The sequence below is a fragment of the Thermoanaerobaculia bacterium genome, assembly GCA_035260525.1.
In the GTDB taxonomy this organism is placed as follows: domain Bacteria; phylum Acidobacteriota; class Thermoanaerobaculia; order UBA5066; family DATFVB01; genus DATFVB01.
On record DATFVB010000041.1, the window covers coordinates 1 to 4,314 of the forward strand.

Annotated in this window: 4 protein-coding genes and 1 tRNA gene; 4 read left to right on the top strand and 1 reads right to left on the bottom strand. The window is 63.0% G+C overall.

Translation table 11 applies throughout. The features are described from left to right. Both VKH46_01790 and VKH46_01795 read left to right on the top strand, forming a co-directional pair. Nucleotides 1-308, top strand: a 308-nt coding sequence (locus tag VKH46_01790; protein ID HKB69545.1) for a DUF1801 domain-containing protein, incomplete at its 5' end; no start/stop codon positions are given. 506 nt (nt 309-814) lie between these two features. Continuing rightward, a tRNA-Glu gene (locus tag VKH46_01795) sits at nt 815-889 on the top strand. Between the two features lie 507 nt (nt 890-1,396). On the opposite strand, the gene VKH46_01800 is transcribed toward VKH46_01795, so the two are convergent. Next, the gene (locus VKH46_01800; GenBank protein ID HKB69546.1) at nt 1,397-3,334 is read right to left on the bottom strand and encodes a PAS domain S-box protein; all 1,938 of its coding nucleotides are present in this window, start codon (nt 3,332-3,334) and stop codon (nt 1,397-1,399) included. Here VKH46_01800 and VKH46_01805 point away from each other — a divergent pair. Beyond that, nucleotides 3,221-3,832, top strand: coding sequence for a hypothetical protein (locus VKH46_01805; protein HKB69547.1), 612 nt, complete (start codon nt 3,221-3,223; stop codon nt 3,830-3,832). The genes VKH46_01800 and VKH46_01805 overlap by 114 nt on opposite strands. 87 nt (nt 3,833-3,919) lie before the next feature. After that, nucleotides 3,920-4,314 (top strand): hypothetical protein (locus tag VKH46_01810; protein ID HKB69548.1); only part of this gene is annotated, 395 nt, incomplete at its 3' end.

Here is a 4,314-nt window from a genome sequence, read left to right on the forward strand (position 1 = left end):
GCGCTCTGATCAAGCAGGCCGATCCCGTCGCCGTCGAAGAATGGAAGTGGGGAGTTCCCGTCTGGTCTCATGGCGGAATCATCTGCACGGGAGAGACCTACAAGAACGTCGTCAAGGCGACTTTTCCCAAGGGCGCTCGGATGAAGGATCCCCGGAAGCTCTTCAACTCGAGTCTCGAAGGGAATGCCCGGCGCGCCATCGACTTCCACGAAAGTGACAGGGTCGAGGCGTCCGCGTTCAAGGCGCTCATCCGCGAGGCCGTGGCGCTGAATACGTCCAAAGACCGCAGGTCCGCGCGCAATTCCTGACCTCTTTCCGCGTGGAAACGTCAATGCGGCTCAATCCCTCTCCGTGACCCGTCCGTCCCATCCCGGGGGACGGTTCTACGCTTCATGTGATTTCGAGCACCAACAGAGACCGAGCCCACCCGAGACGTAGTCCCTCTCGAGGCGACTTTCTGTTCGCGCGCCTTTGCGGCGGGCTCTCCGTTTTACGCGCCTTTGCGGCGCGACCGGGTTCGAAGGCCATCGCACTGGCGTGCTCGGCGATCGACGCGCTCGGCGCCCAAGGCGCCGGCCGCTTCGCGGCTGATCCGTCGCCAGGCGACGGATCGCGCTGGATAGTCCGTTGGGGCTACCCCGGAGCCCCTTTGAATCCGAGCGTGGCGAGTGGTTAGGACGTCGCCCTCTCAAGGCGGCCCTTGTTCTCGGCGCCTCAACGGCGCCTTCGGGTTCGATTCCCGTTGGGACCCAAGCCCGCATTGGCCTTGGCCGGGCCCCGGCGGCTTGTGCTATTCTCCGCGCTTCCGCTGCGTGGCCCCATCGTCTAGCGGTTAGGACGTAGCCCTCTCAAGGCTAAAGCACGGGTTCGATTCCCGTTGGGGCTACCAATCTCCGTTCGCCGGTTTGAGCGGCCCTCTCAAGGCGACTATTTTTGGCCGCGCCTTTGCGGCGCGAGACGGGTTCGATTCCCGTTGGGGCTACCACTTCTTCTTACTTCGGGCTGACGAACTTCGGTTCCACTTCGAGCAGCACGTCGGAAGCTACGACCTTGTTCGTGCCGATCTTCTTCCGCCGCCGCGCCAAGTTCTGATCGCAGGAACTCATCCGCCAGTCGCGTTTGAATTCACGGCTTGGAGTTGCCCCGGTTTCATGGACACTTTTAGACTTGGGAGATAGGAGTGGACGAGGCGAGGATGGCCGTTTTCAATTCGGACGCGTCGCGAGCGCAGATGCCGTTCGCATCGGGCTTCCCCGCGTGGGGCGATCTGCGGCGCCGCCGCGACGAGGTCCCGAGCGACAGCCGAGGGATGACAACGCATCGCCATCGTCGCGGCGACCGGCAACCTCCCCCGCGGCGCTCCGAACGATGCTAAAGCTATTTCCGGGACGGGACACTAGCTCCCGGCCGAGTCGAGCGCTTCACGCACTTTCCTGACGAGCGACTCCGACGTGAAGGGCTTGTGGAGGAAGAATCCGCCGTTCTCGAGCAGGCCGTGGCGAAGGACCGCCTCGTCGGTGTAGCCGGACATCAGGAGGAAACGGGCATCGGGGTGAGACGCCCGGAGGATCGCGACCATCGACGCGACGTCGATTCCGGGCATGACCGCGTCGCTCAAGAAAAGATCGATCCTTTGATCGTGATTCGCCCGAGCCTTCTCGATCGCCTCGTCCCCGTTCTCCGCCTCGACGACCCGGTAACCCTGCTTTTCGAGGGTGATCCTGGCGAGACGCCTTACCGCCGCTTCGTCCTCGACGAGAAGAATCGTCTCGTGCCCGTCAGCGACGGGTGCCACCGATTCGGACGGTTCATCCGGCGTCAGTCTCTGATCGGTCGCCGGAAGATAGATCTTGAAGGTCGTGCCGCGCCGCTCTTCGCTGTATACCCAGACGTGGCCGCCCGCCTGTTTCACGATTCCGAAGACGGTCGAGAGACCCAGTCCCGTGGCTTTGCCCTTCTCCTTCGTCGTGAAGAACGGCTCGAAGATGCGCGCTCGAGTTTCCGGGCTCATCCCCTCGCCGGTGTCGCTGACCGCGAGCATCACGAACGGGCCCGGCGTGACCCCGACATGCTGGGACGCGTAGATGTCGTCGAGAGCGACGTTCGCGGTCTCGACGGTGAGCTTCCCTCCTTCGGGCATCGCATCCCGGGCGTTCACGGCCAGATTCATGATGATCTGCTCGATCTGACTGGGATCGGCCTTGACGTGGGAGATCGGGTGTGAGGGAACCGTCAAGAGATCGATTCTTTCGCCGAGGATCCGCCGGAGCATTCGGTCCATGTCGGAAATCACGGCGTTGAGATCGAGGACCCGGGGCTCGACGACCTGCTTGCGCGAAAAAGCGAGAAGCTGGCCGGTCAACGAAGCGGCGCGGTTTCCGGCCTTCCGGATCTCCGTCAAGTCCTCGAAAATCGGGCTGTCCCTTTCGGTCTGATCGACGGCGAGCTCCGCATAACCCAGTATGGCGGTCAACAGATTATTGAAATCGTGGGCGATGCCGCCGGCGAGCTGACCGATCGCCTCCATCTTCTGGGACTGACGGAGCTGTTCCTCGAGTTGCCGGCGATGGGTCACGTCCGACGAGAGAACGAGCTGAACCTTTCGATCACCGAGCCGGAAAGCGTATGAGGAGATCTCGACCTCCATGACCGACCCGTCCTTTTTCCGATGCCTCCAGGTCCCCGCTTCTTGATAGGGATCGCCCCGCTCTGCCGCAATCCTTTCGAGAAGGACCGGGACTTCCTCGGGCGGTCGAATGTCCTTGACCGTCATGGTCGAAAATTCTTCGCGTGTGTAGCCGTAGTGGCGGCAGGCCGCATCGTTGATCTCGAGAAATTCCAGAGTCTCCTGATCGAACACCCACATCGGCTGCGGATTGTTCTCGAAGAGCAGCCGGTACCGGCCCTCGGAAGCGCGGAGCGCTTCGTTTGAGCGTTCGAGGTCGGCGGTGCGCTCGGCCACCCGATCTTCGAGCTCGTCGCGGGAATGGCGAAGCTCCGCCTCGGCCTGCTTCCGGATCGAGATGTCCTGGAACGAGACCACCGCCCCCGTCACTCTGTCGTCGACGACGATGGGAGTGGACGTGTATTCGACGACGAGGAAACTTCCGTCACGCCGTTGATAGTGGTCTTCGTCGATCTCGATGGAAACCCCCGTCGAGATCACCGAAAGTGTCCGACACGACTCGCGAGGAAGGCTCGTTCCGTCCGGGCGTCGGGAATGGATCAGGTCGTGCATGTTTCGACCGCTGATCTCGTGAATCGAATATCCGAGCAGCCGTTCGGCGGCAGGGTTGACGTAGACGACGCGGCCCTCGACGTCCAGTTGATAGATCCCCTCACCGACGCTCGAAAGCACGGCGTTCAGGCGGGCGGCGTTGCGATGGGCTTCCTCGGCGTCGCGCCGGGAGCGTTCTTCGCCCTCGAGTATCCGACGCTGAGTTTCGATCAGGATGCGCTGCTGGGTCGAGAGATCGACGCTTGCGTACTGTGCCTCATCGAGGGCTCGGCGGAGATCCTCGTCGCGCCTCTCGACGTCTTGCTGCATCCGGTTGAACGCCGCGGCGATCCTGGCGATCTCGTCCTCGCCCTCCATCGACACCGCACGGTATTCGCCTCGCCCGGCCGCATCGATTCCGGCAAAGAGAAGCGATGCGCGGCGGCGGTAGCGGCGAAACAGCGCGGCGGTACCGGCGAAGAAGAGCAGCGAAAATCCTCCCGCCGTGCCCCAAAGGATCAGGCCCAGCTTCGATTCCGCGCGTGCCGTTGCCCGAAGGTCTTCGGAGAGCCGTCGGCCTTCGAGGCTCTTCAAGTCCTCGAACCGGGCCCGTAGCGAGTCCATCGATCGCTTTCCATCGTCCGATGTCAGCCCTGCCGGAAACTCCTGCATGACGATCCTTCCCTCGACCCGGCGGGGCGGGTGGGCCCTTCCGAACTCGATGACGGGATTCGCAAATCCGGCGCGATAAACGTCGATTTCCTTTCGGATGCTTTCGATCATCCTTCGTTCGGCGGGGTCCTCCGTCACCGCTCCGAGCTCGCCGACGACGGGACCATATTCCCGGACGGCGGCGACGTCCGGTGCGAGAAATCGTTCGTCGCCGTTGACTCGGTATCCCCGGATCGCCGTTTCCATGTCGACGACGAGACGCTCCAGGTGGTTGGTCAGATTCAGCGCGCGCTGGTCCAGGTCGGTTCGATGAAGGCGGCCGAGTGTTGCCCGGTGATCGACGTCCGAGAGCAAAGCGAAGCCAATCGGCAGAAGGATGGCGATGGCCGCGGCGATACCGATCCTCCGGGCGAAGGTCATGGGCG